The 17,136-nt window shown below is 45.0% G+C and carries 19 protein-coding genes; 1 reads left to right on the top strand and 18 read right to left on the bottom strand.

What is annotated here, in order from left to right; genetic code table 11:
* Positions 1-123: 123 nt before the first annotated feature.
* Entirely contained in the window at positions 124-1,308 is a 1,185-nt protein-coding gene (locus tag B5D26_RS13940) for a pyridoxal phosphate-dependent aminotransferase (RefSeq protein ID WP_078746337.1), read from the top strand.
* Between the two features lie 91 nt (positions 1,309-1,399).
* Here the strand turns inward: B5D26_RS13940 and hrpB are convergent, their stop codons facing one another.
* The 18 genes from hrpB to B5D26_RS14030 all read right to left on the bottom strand — a co-directional run bounded on the left by hrpB (position 1,400) and on the right by B5D26_RS14030 (position 17,095).
* On the bottom strand, positions 1,400-4,081 hold the full coding sequence (hrpB, locus tag B5D26_RS13945) for an ATP-dependent helicase HrpB (RefSeq protein WP_078746338.1): 2,682 nt from the start codon (positions 4,079-4,081) through the stop codon (positions 1,400-1,402).
* 107 nt (positions 4,082-4,188) lie between these two features.
* Entirely contained in the window at positions 4,189-4,437 is a 249-nt protein-coding gene (locus B5D26_RS13950) for a DUF6868 family protein (RefSeq protein ID WP_078746339.1), read from the bottom strand.
* A 223-nt stretch (positions 4,438-4,660) separates the two neighbouring features.
* Positions 4,661-5,122: a hypothetical protein gene (locus B5D26_RS13955; RefSeq protein ID WP_078746340.1), complete on the bottom strand. Its 462-nt coding sequence runs from the start codon at positions 5,120-5,122 to the stop codon at positions 4,661-4,663.
* A 112-nt stretch (positions 5,123-5,234) separates the two neighbouring features.
* Positions 5,235-5,540, bottom strand: a complete 306-nt coding sequence (locus B5D26_RS13960) for a DUF1330 domain-containing protein (protein ID WP_078746341.1) — start codon at positions 5,538-5,540, stop codon at positions 5,235-5,237.
* 103 nt (positions 5,541-5,643) lie between these two features.
* Positions 5,644-6,150: a hypothetical protein gene (locus B5D26_RS13965; RefSeq protein ID WP_078746342.1), complete on the bottom strand. Its 507-nt coding sequence runs from the start codon at positions 6,148-6,150 to the stop codon at positions 5,644-5,646.
* A gap of 109 nt (positions 6,151-6,259) precedes the next feature.
* A complete protein-coding gene (locus B5D26_RS13970) occupies positions 6,260-6,625 on the bottom strand; it encodes a DUF4870 family protein (RefSeq protein ID WP_078746343.1) in 366 nt (121 codons plus the stop codon).
* Between the two features lie 127 nt (positions 6,626-6,752).
* Positions 6,753-7,394, bottom strand: a complete 642-nt coding sequence (locus tag B5D26_RS13975) for a hypothetical protein (RefSeq protein WP_078746344.1) — start codon at positions 7,392-7,394, stop codon at positions 6,753-6,755.
* A 475-nt stretch (positions 7,395-7,869) separates the two neighbouring features.
* Entirely contained in the window at positions 7,870-9,675 is a 1,806-nt protein-coding gene (locus B5D26_RS13980) for a protein adenylyltransferase SelO (protein WP_078746345.1), read from the bottom strand.
* Between the two features lie 234 nt (positions 9,676-9,909).
* A protein-coding gene (locus B5D26_RS13985) for an IS3 family transposase (RefSeq protein ID WP_407668538.1) occupies positions 9,910-11,087 on the bottom strand; the annotation gives its coding sequence in 2 pieces (ribosomal slippage) (positions 9,910-10,817 and positions 10,817-11,087; 1,179 coding nt in all).
* Positions 11,088-11,208: 121 nt separating this feature from the next.
* Positions 11,209-11,946 (bottom strand): hypothetical protein, encoded by a 738-nt coding sequence (locus tag B5D26_RS13990; protein ID WP_078746346.1) that lies wholly within the window; start codon positions 11,944-11,946, stop codon positions 11,209-11,211.
* 111 nt (positions 11,947-12,057) lie between these two features.
* Entirely contained in the window at positions 12,058-12,513 is a 456-nt protein-coding gene (locus B5D26_RS13995) for a DUF6998 domain-containing protein (RefSeq protein WP_078746347.1), read from the bottom strand.
* Positions 12,514-12,649: 136 nt separating this feature from the next.
* Complete coding sequence (locus B5D26_RS14000) at positions 12,650-13,120, bottom strand: hypothetical protein (RefSeq protein ID WP_078746348.1); 471 nt, start codon at positions 13,118-13,120, stop codon at positions 12,650-12,652.
* 141 nt (positions 13,121-13,261) lie between these two features.
* On the bottom strand, positions 13,262-13,561 hold the full coding sequence (locus B5D26_RS14005) for an antibiotic biosynthesis monooxygenase family protein (RefSeq protein WP_078746349.1): 300 nt from the start codon (positions 13,559-13,561) through the stop codon (positions 13,262-13,264).
* A 90-nt stretch (positions 13,562-13,651) separates the two neighbouring features.
* Positions 13,652-14,731, bottom strand: coding sequence for a DUF418 domain-containing protein (locus tag B5D26_RS14010; RefSeq protein WP_078746350.1), 1,080 nt, complete (start codon positions 14,729-14,731; stop codon positions 13,652-13,654).
* A gap of 86 nt (positions 14,732-14,817) precedes the next feature.
* Positions 14,818-15,234, bottom strand: coding sequence for a VOC family protein (locus tag B5D26_RS14015; RefSeq protein WP_078746351.1), 417 nt, complete (start codon positions 15,232-15,234; stop codon positions 14,818-14,820).
* Positions 15,235-15,359: 125 nt separating this feature from the next.
* Complete coding sequence (locus B5D26_RS14020; protein ID WP_078746352.1) at positions 15,360-15,728, bottom strand: PH domain-containing protein; 369 nt, start codon at positions 15,726-15,728, stop codon at positions 15,360-15,362.
* Between the two features lie 134 nt (positions 15,729-15,862).
* The gene (locus tag B5D26_RS14025; RefSeq protein ID WP_078746353.1) at positions 15,863-16,642 is read right to left on the bottom strand and encodes an alpha/beta fold hydrolase; all 780 of its coding nucleotides are present in this window, start codon (positions 16,640-16,642) and stop codon (positions 15,863-15,865) included.
* Positions 16,643-16,669: 27 nt separating this feature from the next.
* On the bottom strand, positions 16,670-17,095 hold the full coding sequence (locus tag B5D26_RS14030; protein ID WP_078320905.1) for a hypothetical protein: 426 nt from the start codon (positions 17,093-17,095) through the stop codon (positions 16,670-16,672).
* Positions 17,096-17,136: the final 41 nt, after the last annotated feature.

Genomic DNA, 17,136 nt, shown 5'->3' on the forward strand with positions numbered 1-17,136 from the left:
TATAAACAGTGATTCGCACACACTTTTTACCATTTCTACACTTCACGGCAGGCCATTAACTCCTGTATGATTCTCAATGTTAAACGCCTATTTTCTGAGCGAAAATGAATCGAGGATACCAGCTTGGACGTACAACTGTCAGACCGCGTGCAGTCAATCAAACCTTCTCCGACTTTAGCAGTAACCAATCGTGCTGCGGAGCTTCGCGCAACAGGCAAGGATATTATTGGCCTTGGTGCTGGTGAGCCTGATTTTGACACCCCTGAACATATTAAAGAAGCGGCTATTGAAGCAATCAAAGCGGGTTTCACAAAGTATACCGCAGTTGATGGAACACCAAGCCTGAAAAAAGCCATTATTGATAAGTTTCAACGCGACAATGGCCTTGTATACGAGCCAAACCAGATTTTGGTTTCTTCAGGTGGTAAGCAGAGCTTTTTCAACTTGTCTTTAGCTCTGATCAATCCCGGTGACGAAGTGATCATTCCAGCACCTTACTGGGTGTCTTACCCTGATATGGTGTTGGTTGCAGAAGGTAAGCCTGTTTTCATTGAAACTGGTGCAGCTAACCGTTTTAAAATTACAGCAGAGCAGTTAGAGGCCGCAATTACGCCACGTACTAAACTGTTTGTGATCAACAGCCCATCAAACCCAAGTGGTATGGCATATACGCTTGATGAGCTGAAAGCACTGGCTGAAGTATTGAAGAAACACCCTCATGTTATGATCGCAAGTGATGATATGTATGAGCATATTCTGTGGACTGAGGAGAAGTTCTGCAACATCCTGAACGCCTGCCCAGAACTGTATGACCGTACTTTCGTTCTTAACGGTGTTTCTAAAGCTTATAGCATGACAGGCTGGCGTATTGGTTACGCAGCGGGTCCTGCTAAAGTGATTGGCGCTATGAAAAAGATGCAGTCTCAGAGCACCTCAAACCCTGCGTCAATCTCTCAGGCCGCAGCTGAAGCTGCCTTGAACGGCCCGCAAGAATGTATCGCAGAGATGTTAGTGTCCTTCAAAGAGCGCCATGACTTTGTTGTTGAAAAACTGAACAGCATTCCGGGTGTAAACTGCCTACCGGGCGATGGTACTTTCTACGCGTTTGCAGATTACTCTGAAGCGATTAAAGCTTACCCAGGCGTTGAAAATGACGTCGAGTTTGCCGAAGTGATGCTTGAAAAAGCAGGCGTTGCAATGGTGCCAGGCTCTGCTTTTGGCACCCCAGGTTGTCTACGCATCTCTTTTGCAACTAGCCGTGCTAAGTTAGAAGACGCGCTAGATCGTTTAGCGAAGACATTAGGTTAATCTCTTCGCCAAGAAGCCACCTTTATTTAAAAGGTGGCTTCAGTCTCAAGCCTATCGCCTTTCCTCAAGTTCTTTTTCTATACTCAATTACTCAATTTCCCAGCTTCTTTTTCGTTTTATGGGTCGCTTCTGCGGTGAGTGGATCTTCCGGCCAAGGGTGTTTGGGATAACGTCCGCGCATCTCTTTACGCACTTCAGGGTAAACCTCTCGCCAGAAGGTAGCGAGGTTTGAGGTGACGGCCAGTGGTCGCCCCGCTGGTGAAAGCAGGTGAATAGTTACGGGAATGCCTGCAATAGTCGGCACTTGTTCCGTGCCAAACATCTCTTGTAGTTTGGTGCTGACGGTGGGCGGGTTCTGGCTGTAGTCGATCTTCACCGAGCGGCCTGAGGCGACTTGAAACATCGCCGGAGCCAGAGTGTCCAACGCCTGCTGTTGCGGCCAACTGAGCAGGCTTTTCAGCATGTCGCTGATGGGTAACTGTTGCCATTGGCGCTGATTGTTGACCCCCGTTAGAAATGGCACTAACCACGCTTCCACAGAATCTAGCAAACCTTGATCTGTCAGATCCGGCCATTGTTCATCGCTCTGATCCGCAAGGTTCTGGCGCAAGAACTCAATGCGCTGGCGTAGGGCGATATCGGCCTCCTGCCAAGGTAGAGCATCAATCCCCTGTTGTTGCAAACGTAGGATACCTGCTTGATTCAGTGCCGCCTGATTCGGCTTCTCCCCCTGTTTCTCATCTAACACCAGCGCCCCAAGGCGAGTTTGTACACTGTTGATCAGGCGATCCCCCTGCCAGTGGCAGAAAGGCTGATGCTGAATCTGATCCGCCAAGTGATCGGTGACTGTTTTTTTATCCAGTTCTAACCAAAGGGTTAGGGTTTCCCGACTGTCTTGACTGAATGAGCGGGCGTGTAGGGCGATCACAAACTCTGGCTGCTGATGGCTTTTCAATTGCGCTTGTCGGCCATTGCTCAGTTTGTAGATCCCTGCATCACCTGTGTTAGCGGTATTCTGTGTTTGTTTGAGGCCAACCTTATCCGAATAAGCGTGACAAAGCCCTTCAATCATGAGGTCGATAAACACTGTATTTTGCAATTGAGCGATCAGGCAGGCGGCAGGCTTCTGCGCTGAGCTTAACCCTGAAAGTAAATTGAAACTGTTTTTATATACAGTATCTGTGCTTTTGCTACTCTGAATCAGGTGATGGCTCTCTTTCAGCAGGCGAATAGCACCCTGTTCGATACGTTTGCACAAGGCTTTATTGGCCGGATCAGGGGATAAAATCAGATGTTCGCAAGCAGATAACAGCGCGTTTTCTGGCAGATGTGCACCTTCCTGTAACAAACTGAAGACAAAGGCACAGGCCGCCAACTGCTCGGCTTTGAGTGTATCAACCCCTTTGTCTGCTGCCTGTAACAGACTGAGCCAACCACGCCCAAGATGAGCGGACAGCACCAACTCACGGGAGGCTTGTCCGAAAGCAGTTAACTGCAAGCTACTGCTACCGGACGCCATCTCCAGCAACTTTAATTGTTGCAATCGGGAAAGCGCACTTTGCCAACGGGATTTTGGCGGCGGCGTGACCCAATCAAATTCATCAGGATCATCGGAACCCCACTGCACCAGTTGCAGCGCCAACTCTGATAGATCCTGCCGATTGATCTCCGGCTCTGGCTGAGGCGACAGCGCGCCCTGCTGATCCTCACTCCAGCAGCGGAACACCTGACCGGCCTGTGTACGCCCCGCACGACCCGCACGTTGTTTGGCCTCGGCGCGGGTGACGGGGCGGGTGTGCAAGCGCACCACTCCGGCTTCTTTATCGAAGCGAGCTTCACGGGCAAGGCCGGAATCCACCACTAAACAGATGCCGTCGATGGTGAGGCTGGTCTCCGCAATAGCGGTAGCCAGAATACAGCGGCGCATAGCCTTTTGTGCCGGAGCAATAGCCGCCTGCTGTTCTGCCAGTTTCTGCTGGCCGTGCAGTTGGCGCAGGTCAATATTGGCTTGCTGGCAGCGGGCAGAAAGGGCTTCTGCTACCCGATTGATCTCCCCGACACCAGGCAGAAAACAGAGAAGATCGCCATTCTGAGTGTCTATCACCTCTAAACAGCGCTCAATGGTCGCCTGCACTCGATCAGATAACGGCACACTGGTGCGGTTGTAGTGGTATTCCAGTGGATAAACGCGACCTTCGCAGAAAAGAATCGGCACTTGCAATGCGGTTTCCAACGCCTCTTGCGCCAACGTGGCCGACATCACCAAAAGCCCCGCCGGATTGTCATCCCGATAGAGCTGATTCATCTGGCGGCACAGCGCCAAAATCAGATCAGAGTCCACCGTGCGCTCATGGAACTCATCCAAAATCACAAGACTGATACCGTCTAATGTTGGGTCACGCTGCAACATCCGCAACAGTACGCCAGAGGTCACTAATTCCAAGCGAGTCTGCGCGCTAACCTTAGACTCCCCCTTTACTCGATAACCGATACGCTCACCCACCGACTCCCCAATCAGCCCCGCCATATAAGATGCTGCCGCCTGCGCGGCTACTCGACGGGGCGCAGTCATGATGATCTTCCCGTTTTGGAAGGCAGGGTGTTGCATCAGCGCAATAGGCAAACGCGTGGTTTTACCCGCACCCGGCTCCGCCGACAGCAACGCCAGCTCTTGAGCGTGCAGCTGAGCCACCAACTCAGGCACCTGCGCCAGAATCGGCAAGTCGTTTTGATTAGATGGGGAGCAGTTAACGGATGAAACCGAGGATGTCATGGGTAAAGCACCGATAGTAAAGCGTGAAAAACAGAGGGCTAAGGATTAGCGCCCAATAAGAGGGATTTGTGGGCAGCGAAGCTACTCGCTGCCCTCTTGTTTAAGCTCTACTGACCCATGGCCTTTAAAGCAAGATATGGCGCCACGATAAAAACTAGCGTCACAATTTTGTAAGTACTTATAAAATCAAAATACTTAACATTAAGCTCTTTTTTATCTATCCCAAACATCTTGCTCTGAATGGAAGATACTGTATCTCTCATAAACACAATCATGATTGTTGCGAGTAGAAGATAGGCAATATTGATTACCGACGCCCAGCCTAGTAACTCAGTTAACTGTGAGAGTGTGATCATCGCTCATTCCTTTAATAGATAGCATTGCTTAAAGCCTAGTAGATAAAGTTTTGCGATATATGACAAGATTTCTGGATGGCTTCCTGCACACCTTGAGCAATACTTTCAAAGGCACTCGCCATGATTTTTCCCAATACCAGATATTGACCAGTTTAGACAGCACAGAGAAGCTGTAGAGTAGCGGAGGTCAGCACCGAAGGGTGGATCTGCCTCCTTGTTATATTTACGGGACTTTAAAACTATTAACGCTCTTCATAAGCAGGCCTTTATTCTTTGACCAATTCGAAGCTGAGTCTGTTGCGGTAGCGAGATAGAAATTATTACCGTTTTTAATTGCCTTTGAATAGAAATGCAGATTTTGACCCTGCACCACTCCCTTATATTCAAATATTAAAACTCCATCACTAATAGTAGACGTGATAATGGTTAGTCCTAGCTGAGCAAATTGAGCATCAGATAGTTTTTTGTAGTCTTCGAGCGTACCTGGATACGGTTGTATTAACACATTTACATTTGAAGCAAATCCATTATCGGCAGGTAAATACATTTGAAGCACTTGTGCACCTGCATTACCCGCGTTTCCGTCTAGCATATCAATGCTAAAGCCATATTTATCGAACTTAACTGGATCAGCTTGTGCGCTGATTGAATATAATACGATAAGCAATGCTAATATTGATCTCAATTCAACCCCTAATTTCCTCAATGAAAAAATATAATGCCATTTAACTTAGATTAACAAGAAAATGAAGAACTAATAAAGGCCAACTCAACTTTTCCCGACTTTAAAAGCCTTTTTAAGCCTCTTTCTCGTAGCTAGATATTATCGTTACACTACCTACAGACTTAACAAAATATGTTTCTTTAACTTCTAAATATTTAGGGTCAGAGAAAAAATCTTCCATTTTGTTTTTACTGGGAAAATTTATTGTAAATACTCTGTTAATATCAGTATGACCTTCTGAAGCCAATACATCCGAAACTATAAAGTCATAGCCAAATCGACCTTCATAATCAGAAAGGATTGATTTCATAGCATCACGATAATCATTATATCTGATATCATCCACCACATTCAAACCAACCAATATTTCATATAACATTTACACTCCTAAACTCGAATTATTCAATGGATATCTGACGGCTGGCAACCGCAGAGCGAAGAGATGCGGTTGCCAGTCCCACACGATGCCATTGTTAGGTGTTTTAGTTGATTTTCTTCATTTGACCACGCAATGATGGCGGCACATCTTGGAGAAGAACAATGGAAATACTTCCATCAGTTGCAGTATTGTTGTGTGCCACCTTCTCACCGAGAGTTGATGTTATCTGCTCAGGAGACAAGGTATACATACCGCCATTTAATGGATCAATAATAAACCAACCGATTAGCCCACCGAAAATAATATTCCCACCAATGTACCATCCATTTGCGCTAGCAGTGATTGGAATCACCTGGTTTTCATATCCTGACTTCGTTATTTCGACAGTAAAGCTCTTCTTGCCCCAGTAGCTACCATTACTTTTTTGTAGAGTTACGCTTGTTGGGGTCTGCCCCTTAAATATTTGCACACCTTTTTCGTCAGTGATAAGTATTGTCGCGTCACTAGGGTTGCTAGATATTGGTACGACCTGAGTTTTATCCCCAACTATTGTCGCGCAACCACCGAGAAGCGTCGCGGATAGCGCAAATATGCATACAGCCTTTTTCATGTTTTTTCCCTAAGTATTGTCCTTTTAATTTAAGTTAAGTGCCGGACGATTTAACACCTAACGCCGCCAGCAGAGGCGCAGCTTTGCTGCGTCCTACTGACTGGCCTTGTTATGAATTGTATGCTTTGTTTGAAGTTATTTTTGCCAGGCCTTTAATGACTTTGTAAATTGACCAAATCCAAACAGCTAACAATATGAAATAGCCAACAACAACAAACGCTAAAATAAAGCCCAATATAGAAAGACCAAGACCCCACCAGAATGTTTTTATAATGTTTGAATAATGATCTTCAAATATCGTTCCTTGTGCCTCTCCCTTTTTAACCATTGCCCAAATTGCCCCAATGATCCAAAAGATACCCGTAAATAGACCAACAACCATAAGGCCGTAAGCAATAAGGGCATTTGTTTTTGCAGCATCATCTTTAGTGGATAAAGACTGTGGTGCTGCGGTTGCTTCTTGCATATCTGACATTGATTTCTCCTTTGTAGTCAGTTTAATGAAATTCATAATACTCCAATAAGAGGCTAAAAACAGTTTGCTATAACTGGCAGTAAAGCGAAACCTAGCATACTGTTTTTAGTCCTGCTTGACTGGCTTGTTAGGCTTTCACGTACACTGCTGCTTCAGTGAAGAAATCATGCAGGGTTAGAATTAAATGTTTTTCTAACATTTGTGACGTAAATTCTTTCAACGTATTAAGAGAATCAAAACTCCCTTTTTCGTGATCGACTTCATCTTTCACCTTAAACTCTTTGGTAAAAATTTCCTTTCCATTTTGTATCAGATAATACTTAACGTCAAAATCAGCTATAATGTTATATTCTTGTGACCCTAAACCTAGAGTAAGCAAACCTTTACCTAAACTTTTTGCAAATTCATGCTCTGCATAAGCAGGCCCTTTTTTATCGTGAGCGATAATTTCAAGTTTTAATATAAAATCAGGATTTTCGGCCAAGTGCTTTACTGAAACGGGCAGTTGACTAAATATAAGCTTAGGTAGTTCTTTTAAGGTAGATGCTGATGCAACTGAAAGCTCAGCCTGTTCTAATGGTACTAATGCTAATTGCTCTCCTCCAGAAAACACCCCTGGTTTTGGCTGGCTATATAACACCTCATAATTTAGTGTTTTATTTTCATATACTGGATCATGAACTTTTGTGACAGTTGCCATTTTTATTTCCGCATGACTTGCACAGCCACTCAGTATTACCATCATTAACATTAACGCTATTTTTTTCACTTTATTTCTCCACGTCCTGTGATTTGAAGGTAGTTAGACATAGACGTTTAAAAGTCTAACTCCCAGTTGAAAGCTTAACTATTAGGCAGTTATATAGATGGCAAAGCCATGGCTATGACAGTTTTTTTAACAGCCGCAAGACTCTAAGGGGGCTTTTTAACGTGATGCTTTCCCTGTAAACCTGTGGCTTATCTACGCGCTATTTTTTGGCCTGTTCCACGCCTAAGTCGCTCGATTGGTTCACTATTTGCTTCTAGCAAAGCTCTTTTTACCTCTTTTTTGATACGCTGGCAACTACCAGCCATCAGGCTATACCCGAAATGACTAACACTTTTGTTATTGATCAAGGTTTCGGTGCTAAGTCGTATCAGCTATTCGTAACACCTGTGCTTTAAACGCAGATCATAGAGCTGGCGTTGGTAGAGTAAATTATGGGTGTCTCGGCTTTCCTTTTATTCTCCATAGTTGAAACGAATTAAGAAGAACAACTCAGGTGCGAGACACCACCAGCACCAAAGGCTTCTATCGGCTTCAGGCGATAGAAGCGTTCGTCGATCTCTGCGGATTGCTCCGCGTAAGGTTGCGTCATCACGCTTTGCAGCTCATGAATCAGGCTGTAATCCCCCTGCGCGGCGGCCTGATAGGCGGGAGCCAACAACCACTCCCTTAACGTATATTTCGGGTTAGCCGCTTTCATTCCGGCGCGTACTTGTGCTTCTGAGCGTGGGGTTTCACCGCACTTATCGGCTTCTACCGCCTCACGCATAATCGCTTGCCGCCACTGGCTTAACCACTCGGTCCAGCGGTGCTCCATCTCGGCATAATCCAGATTGTATCGGGGGTGCAGGGCAACCGCCTCATAGCCTTTGCCGTTGTAGAAGCTGGCTTTCAGGGTATTCAGATCCTGCGCCAATTCTTCAGCGGACAAGCTTGTAAAAGACAGCTCCGATAGGATGCGGAAGAAACGGGTGTAATCCACAGGCATCAGCAGCATCAGCATTTCCAGACGACGGAACAGCTCGATATCAAACAGGCTTAACCCGAGTTTGGCCGCCCACATCGCTTCCATCTCCGCCTGCATGGCGTTATCAAAATCACGCTCGATCTCGTGCAGTTGGCGTAATGCCTCCGGCTCGTCCGCCAGTAACGGCTGCAACGCCCTGCAGAAACTGCCGAAGTTTTTACCCGCCGCCACTGGCTGATTCATAAAGGCAAAGTGCTGACCGCCCCCCGTCCACGGCTGGTAATGGGGGTTAAAGGCGTCGATAAAACCAAAGGGGCCGTAATCCAGCGTGTAGCCACCAGCGGCACAGTTATCACTGTTAAAGTTGCCTTGGCAGTAACCCACTCTGATCCAGTTTGCCACCAGTTGGGTCAGTCGACCACGGAAGGCTTTGGCGAGGGTCAGAACGCTTTCCGGCAGGCTCAGCTCAGTTTGGATTTCATCAGAATATTCCCGCTGGATCAGATGGCGCACCAGCTGTTCCAGCTCGGCCAAAGCATTAGGCTGCCGTTTACGGGCACGACGGCCAAACAGCTCCAACTGACCGACACGAATAAACGACGGCGCAACACGGGTGGTGATCGCCACGGGTTCAGCCACCATACGATCTGGGTCCATGGAGCGGGAACCTTCGGAATACCAAGGGCGTTTCACCGCATCAGTTTTAGACACATACAGGGTTAACGAACGGCTGGTGGGCACACCTAAAGCGTGCATGTGCTCCTGCGCCAGAAACTCCCGCACACTGGAGCGCAGCACCGCACGGCCATCACCACCCCGACAATAGGGCGTACGGCCACCGCCTTTCAGCTGCATCTCCCAGCGCTGGTTGCCCAACACCGCTTCCACCACCGACACCGCACGACCATCGCCATAACCGTTACCGGTCTGAAACGGGCACTGCTGAATGTATTCCGTACCGTAAATCGACAGGGCATAACCCGTCGCCCAACCGGTTTTGCGAAAGCCCTCCGGCAGGTTCGCCAGATCACCACTGAACAGACGGGTAAAGTGGTCATCCTGCGCGAGATCATCACTCAACCCCAGCTCGCGGAAGAAGGTCGGGCTATGGGCGATATATTCCGGCTGCCCGATAGGGGTTGGTGTAACTGGCACATAGTGCCCGCTGAACACCTGACGGGGGGTATGGTCAGCGCCATCATCCGTCGCATCCGGATCAGGGGTTAGCCTGTCGATCAGAGAGTAATCGAGGCAGCTCGCCAGATCATCCAGAGAGTTGATGGTTGGGGTAGATTCTGTAGAAGTTTTCACGATCACGCCTGCGCCTTTGATTTCTGGAGAGTGGTGTCTGTCGAGAGTGAATTATAGGCAGTACGGCGGCAGGCAAACAACTGGACACAAGGTAGGGTTATTTTTTTGGCGGAATTTTTGGGCAAAAAAAAGCCAAGTATTGTGAATCACTCTTAAATTTATTGTTAGTTTAACTTTTGCAAAAAATCGCACGATTTAATTAAATTGAACATTTCGCACAAATAATTATACTTGTAGTGGTCAACTGTTTTTGGCCACTTTGTTATAAGTCTTCCAGTAAACCTGCTCCATTACCATCGGTGAACAACCCCCATTATGCTGATGGGGACGGTGACGGTTGTAGTACGTCACTATGTACTGCCGTATGGCGTCTAGCGCAGAGTTAAAATCTCGATAGCCACTTCTCGGCATCCATTCTGTTTTAAATGATCTAAAAAATCGCTCCATTGGACTATTATCCCAACAATTGCCTCGACGACTTAAGCTTTGGCGTATGCCATAACGCCATAGCTGTTGGCGGAAACTTTTGCTGGTGTAATGACAACCTTGATCACTGTGGAATAACAGCCTCTTAGGCTTGCCACGGCTTTCATACGCCATTCTCAATGCTTTCTTGGTGAGTTCGCTATCGGGGCTTGCAGACGTTGCCCATCCCACTACTTTACGTGCATACAGATCCAATACCACTGCAAGGTATAACCACTTTGATCCTGTCCAAACATAAGTCACATCACCACACCAAACTTGATTGGGCGCTTTAACTGTGAACTCACGGTTGAGCTGATTGGGGATACTGAGGTGCTCTCTTTCTGCCTTCGCATATTGATGCGTCGGCAACTGGCGACTCACCAAGCCATTTTGCTTCATTAGCTTGTTAACAAGCCAACGACTGACTTTAAAACCTGATGTGGCGAGTAGCTGTACCAAGGTCCTTTCACCCGCAGAGCCATTACTCCGAACAAACCAGCGCTTCAGCTCTGCTGTTAGACTGATACGATCAGGTGCTAAGGCTTTGCGGCGTCTTTGCCAGTAACGATAGCTGCTACGATGGGTGCTAAACAGTTTACACAGCCGTTTAACCGCCCAGCTCTCTTGGAGGTCTTGGATTAACGAAAACCTTTTATGGAGTCCTGCATCAAGAGAGCTGACGCCTTTTTTAGGATCTCATTATCCTCTTCAAGGCGTTTAAGTTTACGCTCTAACTCACGGATTTTGATTTGATCAGGCGTTAAGGGCATCGCAGTTGACAGGTTACCGTTGCGCTCTTCTCGAAGTTGCCTAGCCCATTTATCAACGGTGGACTTACCCAGCCCCATCGCTTCTGAGACTTCACGGATGGAGCGTCCTTGATCAACGATCTGTAACGCGACTTCTAGTCGAAATTCTGGAGAGTAAGTAGCTCTAGTTCGTTTTGTCATATTTGCACCTAGTCAGTTATGGTGATTTTATCACTTCTAATTAGGTGGCCAAATTTAGTGTGCCACTACACGCGAGCTTGCGAGCGTCCGGCGACCGTAGGGAGCGAATTTAATGGCTTTGTTAGAGAGCATCCGCGAGCTGCCACCCTTCATGCGTTAACTCATAGATTTCGCCTTTGTGGCCAACAGGCTGAACGTAGCGACTCGTAACAAGCTCATTAAGTGCGGATTGATATTCCGCATAATCTCTTTTTGAATTCTTTCCGAAAGATTTTTTCCCTGCTTGTATGCTTTGCTCTCCCAGAGTTTTCGGAGTCATGATTACTCCTTTATCTTCTGATGCGGCAGACAATAGCAATTCTCTAGCCTTCTCCGATAGTTTGACATCCCTCTCGTTTCTGATTTTCTTTATTTCTTCTTCGAGCTCCTTCTTCTTGGATTCATCTGATATCTCCGCAATAGACTCATCTCTTTTTGCTCTATCAATCAGTTCGCTTTCTCTCTGTGCAGCCAAGTCAGCTCGCACCTGCTCAAGCTCTGCCTGACGAATAAATTTTCTATGCTCAGCCTCAAGGTTTGAATTTTCTATCAACCCTAGCGGCTTTTTTGCAACTAGGAGAAATAAGTATCTTAGCCAATGAGTTGATGCCGCAACTAAGGCACCAATAATTAAAGGCAGTATGGCAAGGCTCCAGAAACTTGTTTCTGTATCAAACAACTGTAGCCTTTCAGCTGGTGAACCCGTTGATACTGCCAATAAGAATATCCCACGCCAGTTAAGCGCAAAGAACGCCAAAACAGCATATCCAAAATATGGCGATTTTATTCTAGAATTGATTGCATCAACGACATCTTTCATTTACCGATTCCCACTAAACATGTTTGAAGTGCTCTCTAACGCTTGCAGCATGCGCGCCCGCGAAATGGAGCCCAAGGCGCAATGTAGTCGGCGTCGCCGTGCCTGCGATTGTTAGGCACTTTCTGCCTTAATAATTGAGATACAACGGTCAGCAGGACGATTGAATTGACTGGCGCCACACGAATAACTCCCCCCAGGTGTGGTTCCCATGTTCCTGACTTCGTCCGCAGTAAGCCGATATACGAGAAAGTCGGCAGGGTGTACATACTTTCTGACGACGCTGTCCTTGCCAAGCACAACGTAAACCTCGTCATACGTCGAAGGGTCGCCCAAATCCATGTTCGTTTTCTTACCGCCACCGTACTTAATTTGGACCTTCAGATCTTGCCTGAACCCATCGTGCCCAGCTTGCCGCTGGTTAGTAGCGAGATCGATTCCATAAGCATCAGCACAAAGAAATTCGGCTATATCGCCTAGGTATCGGTCGGACCGAATCACGCCTGCTGCTTTTAGCTCTTCTATAGAATTGTTGAAACGTACCAGCGCACGCTGTTGTCTCTCATTCATAGCTAGTTCTGCCTAACGCCGTGCTCAACGGCAGTTTGTAATTCGTGGTTTTGTGGAATACTTTTGCGCAGCAAAACCACAAAGCCGCGAATTACAAACTGTCCAGCGCACGCAGTGCGCGAGTTGGAGCACTTTGTTATATGCTCTTATTCTTGGCTATTTCGATTTCTTTCTGAATTTCCTCAATCTCACTATCTGGCAGTGCGCCCATTAGACTATAGGAATCATTGTCATTCGTTAGAATGAGAATTTCTTTGATCACAGGTGAAAGAAAGCTTCCAGAGCCATGCTGAGAAACTTGAATTTTCTCCAGCCTTTTATATGGAATGTGCCAAATTATTGAGTCCCCATTTTTATACAAGAGGTTTTCTTCGCCAAATTCCAATCTTGTAAAGCCAAATGAATAATCGTTTACCTTCCGTGAAGGCTTATAGAAAAAGCCAAATGTGTAAATGACACCAAAAACTAACGCTACAAAGTTAATTTGGGAGTAACTAACATAGCTAAAAAGGAAAAGCCCCCAGAATAGAGCTATGAACGGCCATCTAAAAGAAGAGCTAATGCCTGAGTCTGCTCTTAGTTTATTTTCAATAGTAAATGTTTTCATGAACTTCTATATAACGCCTGCTTAAGGGGCAGACAACGCTACTACTGACTTTCCGCATTACACCGTAATCACAAAAAACAACGCACAGTAAAAATGCCACGCGTTGGCTGTCCCTCTTGAAGCGTTTGTTATGTGCCGGGGTCATGATTTAGTCCGATCTTCTATTTCATCGAATGACTCAACCGAAATTCGTTCAGCGATTTCGCGCATTTTCTGCATTTTTTCAGGATTACTATTTTCCCAAAATAACTCCCAATCTTGTCGAGAGCGCCACTTAGCAATCGTTAGTACCTTTTCTGGTTTCTCAAAGGAATTAAGCATAAAACTGCCAAGAGCACCTTCGACTGTATGATGAATAGAGTCAGTTGTAGAGCACCAGACTTTTTGAAATTCATCCATTTTATCAACCGGCACTCGCCACTCATATATAACTCTAAACATATGATTTCCTTGTAAGACAACTAGCATAGATGTTGAAAAGCATTAGGCACATAACGCCGCATTCAGCAGCTTGTCCGCTGCAATGCTTTGTTAGCTTGCTAATTTACGGAAAACCCACTCTAACGGTCCAGCTTTAAAAAACTTAAGCCATACAACACTAAAAACTATCCCACAAACACAAAATATTAATGCGCTAAGTAGTGAGAAATTTATTGTCTGGTTTTCTAACCGACCGATTGACTCAAGAGTACCCATACCAATAATGACGTGAGCAACATACAAGGTCAAAGACAATTGCCCTGTTTTGTACAGCCATTTGTTGATGTTGCTTTCAGAAAATCTATCTGAAAAATATAAGCAGGCAATTAGCACAACAACGGCGGAACTGCCAGCAGAGATTATGTATTGGGGCAATGGAGGTATAATAGATGTTGAAAACAGAAATGTTACTTCTTCAGATGTCATTTCAAGCGCACTACCATCTCCAATAGTTACTCTTATCAAATAAAAACTAAATTCGGTCACAAGCAAAGTGATGAGTGACCAAGCAAGCAACTTTTTTCTCATCAAGCTTTGAGATAAATCCTGCCTCCCCAGCCACATCCCAAATATCAAGAATGCTGCCCATGGAAAGACGGGGTGAAAGCCGTTAAATACTATATGCCTAATCATTCCATCGAATGACCATAAATTTTCATAGGTTAATGTTGACCAATTCCAATTCTGCTCATAATTCAGAAACAGCATTAAGACTGGGAATATTAGCATGATAACCGCCGATATAATTAACAAGGCCTTGTCTTTAACTGTGAATATGGCTGCAGCAATTAAAAAATAAAATCCATAAAAATGGAGGATGTCAGCTTCCCATATTGGAGTATATAGAAGACCAATCGCAATCAGTAATAACCCGCGCTTTATCAGCGATAAACGATTTTTTAATACAAACGCCCCATCACTAGACTCTCTTGCTTTATTGGTCAGAAATGTCACACCAACACCTGCAAGAATAACAAACAAGGCGGATGCTCGACCTTCAAAAAGCCCAGCAAATTTGATCAATAGCAAGTTGCCAGTTTCAGCGTTCATGGCAATTTTAAAATTAACAATGACCATGCCGAATATCGCCAAAGCTCTTGCAAGGTCAAACCCAGTAACTCTTTTCTTCATATTAATTCCTTGAGAAAGCTAACGCCTACAGCGTAGGTTTGTCCTGCTGGCTGTACTTGTTAGCCGATAATTAAGAATGAAGAATTTCACCCCGAGACATAATCACTCTCATATTCTTCCGTTGGCTCAAATGACTGAACAATATCTAAATAAACACCGTTGGGATCTTGAATGCAGAAATGTCGTTGCCCCCAATCTTCTGACTTCAACCCAAGCACTACATGAAGTGATTGTGATTTTGCTATTTCATATGCCGCATCCGCGTCTTCTACTTCCAAGCTGAAAATCGCACCTTCCCCTGGAAATGCCTTTCGAAATATTTCTGGCTGGGACGGTTGATCTGGCAACATGAAACCGATCTGGATACCTGACTTTGAAATCAAATGAATGTACCACTCACCAGAGAATACAACTTCAAAACCTAGGTTGCTCGTATAGAAAGATTTTGCAGCGTCGAGATCCTCGACAATAAATACAACAAATGAACTTTTCGTTTCAATCATGTTTAACCTCTCCTCCTTATCCTAGGCTAACGTTTGGTTAAGGGGCCGGCTTTAGCCGGTCCCGAGTAAGCGTAGCGAACGACTTGAACCAGTTGTTAGCAAACGGCTGACTGTGTAAGTTGAAATTAAAGCAGATGCTTTGATATGTGTTTCGATATTTCTACCATTGAGGTTTTTCCGGTGAACTCGAATTTAACCTTGCCGACAGAAGATAGATATATTTCCAATTCTGAATCAAGGTCAAACGTTCCTGATGTTTCCACCGAATAGGCAACAATGTTTTTATAAGGAATGGACGTGAAATCTTTTTTGCTACCGGTTAACCCTTGAACGTTGACGGCAATAATTCTCTTGCTGGTGAAAACCACGCCATCACGCATGGATTTGTATGAGTCAATGATTTCCTCATTGTCTAACAGCAATGCGGTAATTTTCTCTGCATATTCACTGTTCTGCTTGAGCTTGAAAAAACCTTTATTGTTAAAGTCGATCATGACTATTCCTTGTTCTGCTAACGCCCGCTTAAGGGGCAGACAACGCTACTACTAACTTTCCGCAAACACCGTAATCACAAAAACCAACGCATAATAAAAATGCCGCGCGTTGGCTGTCCCTCTTGAAGCGTTTGTTAGCCCTTTTTCCCCAGTAAATCAATTAGTAAACTCGAAAACTTTTCTGGATTTTCTTGAGGTAACATGTGAGATTCATTTTCAATAACCACCAATTTTGAGTGTCTTGAAGCTCGTGCATCACTCTGTGTGGCCAGCTTAAATAAGTCTCGTGTTTTATCGCCATGCCCAAATATCAAAGACAGATCGATATTCGATAAACTTTGGGCATCAATCGATGGATGTTCTTGCTGATTTAGTTGCAAAGGCAATGTATAAGCTTGCTTTAACTGTAAACTCTTCACCTCAGTTGGTTGCTTATCGAAGTAACCATGACAACTCCCAGAACCGTCAATCAATGATTCAACAGCTAAACTCAAATTCCCCTGATGTACATGATTAAAAACAGGCTCAAACATTGACTCTGCATCCGCAACCCAAGTTTTCATTTCATCTTCTTGAACACAACCGGGATATCCCAGCTCATACAAAAATACCTTAGACAATGGCAATTGAGACGTTGCTATCATGTTCAATGCAACATCTGCACCATAAGACCAGCCAACAACATTCACGGGCTTATCTGAAACTAACTTTTTCACAAGCTCACATAGTTCTTGAGCGTGTGAGTTCAGACCAAAAATTAAGTTATCATCATTATCAAAATGACTTAAAGTCACTGAAACTACATCAAAATACTGAGACAACGAATCTGTATGAGGGAGCCACATAGAACCATCTGTTAATGCTCCATGAACCAAGACTAAATATTCACCACTACCTTTTTGAAAATATTTCACATGATATTCCTATTAAGGGCTAACGCCTCAATCAGCCGACACGTCAGTGGTCGGCTGGATTGACTTGTTAGTGTTTTTAAGCTCAAAACCACGAACAATAACGTAAGCTATTAACGCAAATATAAAAATAACTAGATACATCCACGCAATACTTTGAAGTGTTTCTATGATTGCTCTATAAACCTCAATAGTCCACCTTTCGATAGTCAGTTCGAGTATCTCCGTATCCTTATGTCTTGCAGAAATATATCTTTCTAATTGATAAATCCTAACTCCACCAGAAATGCCTACAACGTATGTGGCGAACGTAATATATTTTTGCCACGCGATACTAATTGGATCTTTTATAATGCGATGGAATATCTCACCAATGGGCTTCTTAAATAGTTGGACTACGCCGAATGAAACAGCGACTGACAATCCAAATGTTACGAGTAGTAAAGTAAAAAACATGTTCTCTCCTTTTGAACACTAACGCCTCAATGTGGGGCTGC

It is taken from the genome of Oceanospirillum multiglobuliferum (assembly GCF_900167095.1).
Taxonomy (GTDB): domain Bacteria; phylum Pseudomonadota; class Gammaproteobacteria; order Pseudomonadales; family Halomonadaceae; genus Oceanospirillum; species Oceanospirillum multiglobuliferum.